The 5,642-nt window shown below is 56.8% G+C and carries 3 protein-coding genes; all 3 read left to right on the top strand.

Annotation, left to right across the window (positions count from 1 at the left end):
* On the top strand, positions 1-248 hold a 248-nt coding region (locus RM532_RS15665), incomplete at its 5' end, for a hypothetical protein (RefSeq protein WP_311654278.1).
* Between the two features lie 10 nt (positions 249-258).
* Positions 259-1,995, top strand: coding sequence for a DUF262 domain-containing protein (locus RM532_RS15660; RefSeq protein WP_311654277.1), 1,737 nt, complete (start codon positions 259-261; stop codon positions 1,993-1,995).
* Positions 1,996-1,998: 3 nt separating this feature from the next.
* Positions 1,999-5,580 (top strand): BREX-1 system adenine-specific DNA-methyltransferase PglX, encoded by a 3,582-nt coding sequence (gene pglX / locus RM532_RS15655; protein WP_311654276.1) that lies wholly within the window; start codon positions 1,999-2,001, stop codon positions 5,578-5,580.
* Positions 5,581-5,642 lie beyond the last annotated feature (62 nt).

The following is a 5,642-nucleotide window of genomic DNA, read 5'->3' as shown; positions in this document are numbered from 1 at the left end:
CCGCCGATCAGGCGGTGGATTTGCTCTCGCAGCTTTCTGTGACAACACCCGAGCCGGAAACAAACAATGGCTCTGCCGTTGCCGATGCGCCGGTCGCCAAGAAGGTGAAACCCACGCAACGAATTTTCGCTGCCAGCCTGGGCAAGGGCTACATCGAAGACGAATCAGCCGCAGAGAACTATCTGGACAAGCTTCGTCAGGAAATCAATTCAGCTTTGGCCGCCGGCAAGCGCGTCGACATCCGCTAGGAGGTCCATCATGTACAAACCCGGCGGGACCATTCATGACCTGCTTCAGGGCGTAGCAGATCATTATTACATCCTCCCCGCGATTCAGCGTGAATTCGTCTGGGGCGCGGATCAGATATGCCAGCTCTTCGACAGCCTGATGCAGGGGTATCCGTTTGGCACATTCCTGTTCTGGACGATCGAGCCGGAACAGCAGTCGCAGTATCAGTTTTACGACTTCGTGCAGCACTTTCATCAGCGCGATAATTATCACTGCGAGTTGATAACGGGGCTGCCCCACAAGTCACTCACGGCGGTGCTGGATGGCCAGCAGCGTATGACCGCCCTGAACATCGGCTTGCGTGGGTCCTATGCCTGGCGCATCTCGGGCAAGTGGTGGACCAACGATGCGGCGTTTCCAGTGCGGCACCTGCACCTCAATTTGCTCGGCCAGCCGGATTCCGAAACCGGTTCCCAGTTCCAGTTCGAGTTTCTGAGTGCGGAACAGCTTGAACGAGCGTCGGATGACGAACGATGGTTTCGTATCTCCCGGACCATGGATGAGGACCGCGATGACCTCGTCGATGAACTGGATGATCTGATTCCAGATTCCGACGCTCGCAAGAAAGCTCGCAAAACGCTTCGTCAGCTTCACGACGTCATCCACATCCGCGATGTCGTCAGCTACTACGAGGAAACCAACCAGGATCTCGAACGCGTTCTGAACATCTTCATCCGCATGAACAGCGGCGGTACCGCGCTCTCGTATTCCGACCTGCTGCTTTCCATTGCCGTCGCCCAGTGGCGCCAGCTCGATGCGCGGCAGGAAATCCATGCCCTGGTCGATGAAATGAACGCCGAAGGTGATGGCTTTGCCTACAGCAAAGATCTGGTCCTGAAAGCGGGCCTCATGCTGGCCGATATCGGCAGCGTCGGATTCAAGGTGGAAAACTTCAACAAGGCCAACATGGCCAGGCTCGAAGAGCAGTGGCAAGCCATTCGAAGCTCTTTAATTTTAGCCGTACGTCTGCTCGCCAGCTTTGGCTTCAATGGCCAGAACCTGAGGGCCAGTAGCGCGATTCTGCCCATTGCCTATTATCTGCACGCCCGAACTCTGGACGACAGATACCTGTCGCGTTCCGAATTCGCGGCTGATCGCGAAGCCGTCCGCAAATGGCTGGTCCGTAGCTTGCTCAAAGCCTCAGGCATCTGGGGTAGCGGCCTGGATACGCTGCTGACCGATCTGCGTGAAGTACTAAGGGCTGAGGCTACTGCTGGATTCCCTGTCCAGGATCTTGAGGAAGCGATGGCAAGGCGCGGCAAATCGCTCACCTTCTCCGGGGAGGAAATCGACGAACTGTGCGAGGTTTCATACGGTGACAAGACCACCTTTGCCCTGCTGTCGATCCTGTTTCCTGGCTTCGACTATTCTCAGCACTTCCATGTCGATCACATCTTCCCCAAGGGCCGCTTCACGCGGAGCAAGCTTATCAAGGCCGGCTTTACCGAAGAGCAGGTGGAAGATCTGATCGAGAAGTGCAACCGGCTGCCGAACCTGCAGCTGTTGGTCGGCACCATCAACAACGAAAAGCGGCAGAAAATGCCAGCCGAGTGGTATCGCGCCCAGTGGCCAAACGAGACGATGCGCAATCAGTATCTGCAACATCAGGCGATACAGGACCTACCGGAAGACCTGGGCGGCTTCCTTAAGTTCTACAAGCAAAGACGGACCACCTTGAGGACTCGCATCGAAGCTGCGCTCGCGTAGATCATGAATAGGCCCGCTCTAAAAAAATACGCCCTCCAGGCCCGCAAGGATTTCATTGCCGCAGTAACGCGCCGCGCAGAGAAGCTGGGCCTGAACCCCAAGAGCCCGGCCAAGGTAAAGCAGGACGGCGATGTTCTTCTGATTAACGGTCAAGCCTTTCCTAGTGGGATAGCCCGACAACGGCAAGAGCTGCTAAGCCGTATCGAGGCCAATGGCTTTGAGCAGACCATGGACGCCATGGCCTACACCTGGTTCAACCGCCTGGTGGCCATCCGCTACATGGAGCTGCACGGCTTTCTGGACCACGGCTTCCGCGTGCTCAGCCACCCGGCCAACCAGGCCACCGGCCACACCCAGCCTGAGATCCTCGACCATATTGCCGAGCTGGATCTGCCCGGTCTCGATCGCAGCCGCGCGCTGGATCTCAAGCTCGCCGGCAATCGCGATGAAGCGCTGTACCGCGAGGTGCTGCTGGCCCAGTGCCACGCCCTGCACAAGGCCATGCCCTTCCTGTTCGAATCACTGGACGACGCCACCGAGCTGCTGCTACCCGACGGCCTGCTGCGCACCGATTCCATTCTGGGCAAGCTCGTCACCGCCATCGATGAGGCCGACTGGCAGGACGTCGAAATTATCGGCTGGCTCTACCAGTTCTACATCAGCGAAAAGAAGGACCAGGTCATCGGCAAGGTGGTGAAAAGCGAGGACATCCCCGCCGCCACCCAGCTCTTCACCCCCAACTGGATCGTCAAATACCTGGTGCAGAACAGCCTCGGCCGCCTGTGGCTGATGGCCAACCCCACCAGCACACTCGCGACCAAGTGGGAGTACTACATAAAGCCCGCCGAGCAGACGGCGGAAGTCAACGCCCAGCTCGACGCGCTCATCCAGGCCCGCATCGAAGAGAACGGAGCCACCCTCAACCCCGAATCCCTCACGCTGCTCGACCCGGCCTGCGGCTCCGGCCACATTCTGGTGGAAGCCTACGACCTGCTGCGCGACATCTACCTCGAACGCGGCTACCGCCGGCAGGACATCCCCCGGCTGATACTGGAAAAGAACCTCTACGGCCTGGACATCGACGACCGCGCCGCCCAGCTCGCCGGCTTTGCACTGTTGATGAAGGCACGGGCGGATGATCGGCGTTTGTTCGGCCAGCCGGTGGCTTTGAATGTGCTGGCCTTGCAGGAGGCGAAGGTCGGCAGTGCGGCGGAACTGCACAGTGCGCTGAATGCGCCGCAGATCGACTACTCGATCGTTAACCAGCTCGTTGAATCCTTCGAGCAGGCCAAGACTTTTGGCTCGTTGATTCAGATTCACGACGAACTGGCGAGTGCCCTGCCGGATTTGCGGCGGGAACTGGAACCTGTGCGTGATGGTAGCGACATGCTGGGGCGGGATGCGGCGGAGACATTGCTCGGGCTGGTGGCGCAGGCGGAAGTGCTGGCGAAAGCTTTTGATGCGGTGGCGGCGAATCCGCCGTATATGGGGCGAAAGTACCTCAATTCTGATTTGCGTCAGCTCGCGGAGTCGACATTTCCCGAATGCACAGCTGACATTTACGCAATGTTCATTGCCCGAGCTAACGCCTTTTGCCGTTTAGACGGTTCCGTGGCCATGATCACAATGGATAGCTGGATGTATGGCGAGGATTTCTTCGGCGCTAGATCATGGTATCTCAATCACTATTCACTGCTGTCCCTGTGCCACCTTGGGCCTCATGCGTTTCCAGAAGTCAAAGGCGAAGTTGTTCAGGCGGCGGCATTTTCCGCTCTTAAGCGCACGGGGATTGAAACCGCGGCTAATTTCTATGACTTGGTAGATATCCCCTCGTCAGATGACAAGGCGTCAGCGCTCCTAAACCGCAGCGATTTATACACGGTTGACACAGCAAGGTTTTCCGAGATTCCTCGCTCTGTAATCACAGCATATCGGTTATCTCGCCCGGCTCAAAGAACGCTTGAAAATTCGATTCCGATGAGGGAGCTAGCGGAGCCTTTTACCGGATTGCAGACCGGAGACAATGAGAGATTCATACGCTATTGGTTCGAAATCTCTGAACAATCTTTCTGGCGGCCGGAAGATGCCGGCACCGAATCCAACTCCAAGTGGACTCCCTATGTGAAGGGTAGCGACTACCGCAAATGGTTTGGTAACAATTTATGCGTAATCGATTGGAGGAACAATGGCGAGGCTATTCGCTCACATAAAAGCTCAACTGTAAGAAATGCTGACAAGTACTTTTCGAGTGGACTTGCGTACAACAATATTTCCAAGAATTTCTGCGCGCGATTTGTCCCTAGTGGATTCATTTTTGACCAGAAGAACTCAATGTTTTTTTCTGCCTCAGATGATGAACTGTTGTTGGCGTTGGGGGTATTGCAATCAAGTGCCATTACTCCCTTCCTGAACGTCTTCACACCCAAAGATTTTGGACCAGGAGCCCTGAAGCAACTTCCCGTACCCCGTAACTTGCTGAAAGAGCATCGCACCCAAACTCTTGTTCGAACGCTAATCGATGCGCATCGGGCCGATTGGGATGCCTGCGAGCTGTCATGGGATTTCGCAGAACCTGCGCTACTGCGTAACGACGATGCAACGGAGAATTCCGTAAGGTCGAAGTACGAGAATTGGCGCGCAGAAGCGCGGAATACCGTGAACGAAGTGTTAGGAATGCAGAGCGAATTGGACGCGCTGATTCTTGAGGCGTACGGCTTGTCAGATGAGGTCGAACCAAAAAGCGAACTTATTGGGGTAACGCTAAATTCGAATCCCGTCGCTCGCTACGGAGATGGGAATTCACAACTAGAGCTTGAGGTACGACTAAGAAAAGACTGCTCGTTGGAGTTGGTTTCGTACGCTATCGGCTGCATGATGGGCCGCTACAGCCTCGACGCCCCCGGTCTCATCTACGCCCACGCTGGCAACGAGGGGTTTGACCCCAGCCGCTACGAAACCTTCCCGGCCGACGACGACGGCATCGTACCCATCACCGACGAAGCCTGGTTCGACGACGACGGTTCCAACCGCATCCGCGAATTCGTCCGTGTCGTCTGGGGCGAGGAAACCGAGGCCGAAAACATGGCCTGGCTCGCCGAAGCCCTTGGCAGCAAAGCCAGCGAATCCGCCGACGACACCATCCGCCGCTACCTCAGCCGCGACTTCTACAAAGACCACCTGCAAACCTACAAAAAGCGGCCCATCTACTGGCTATTCAGCTCCGGCAAACACAAAGCCTTCGAAGCCCTCGTGTACCTGCACCGCTATAACGCCGGCACCCTCTCCCGCATGCGCATGGAATACGTCGTCCCCCTCCAATCCCGCATGCAATCTCGCATCGACAGCCTCGAACAAGACATCCACGCCGCCGCCACCAGCGCCGAAACCAAACGCCTGCAAAAACAACGCGACAAACTCACCAAGCAACTCGACGAACTCCGCCGCTACGACGAAAGCTTGCGCCACTACGCCGACCAACGCATCACCCTCGACCTCGACGACGGCGTGAAGGTCAACTACGGCAAGTTCGGGGATCTGTTGGCGGAAGTGAAGGCGGTTACGGGGAAAAACCCAAAAACTGCATGAACAAATCCGCCCTAAAACGCTACGCCCCCCTGGCCCGCAAAGACTTCATCGCCGCCGTCACC

This window comes from Spectribacter hydrogenoxidans (assembly GCF_031846275.1).
Lineage (GTDB): Bacteria > Pseudomonadota > Gammaproteobacteria > Nevskiales > Salinisphaeraceae > Spectribacter > Spectribacter hydrogenoxidans.
Note: the sequence above shows the minus strand (reverse complement) of the source record. Positions and strands in the feature narration are given on the sequence as shown.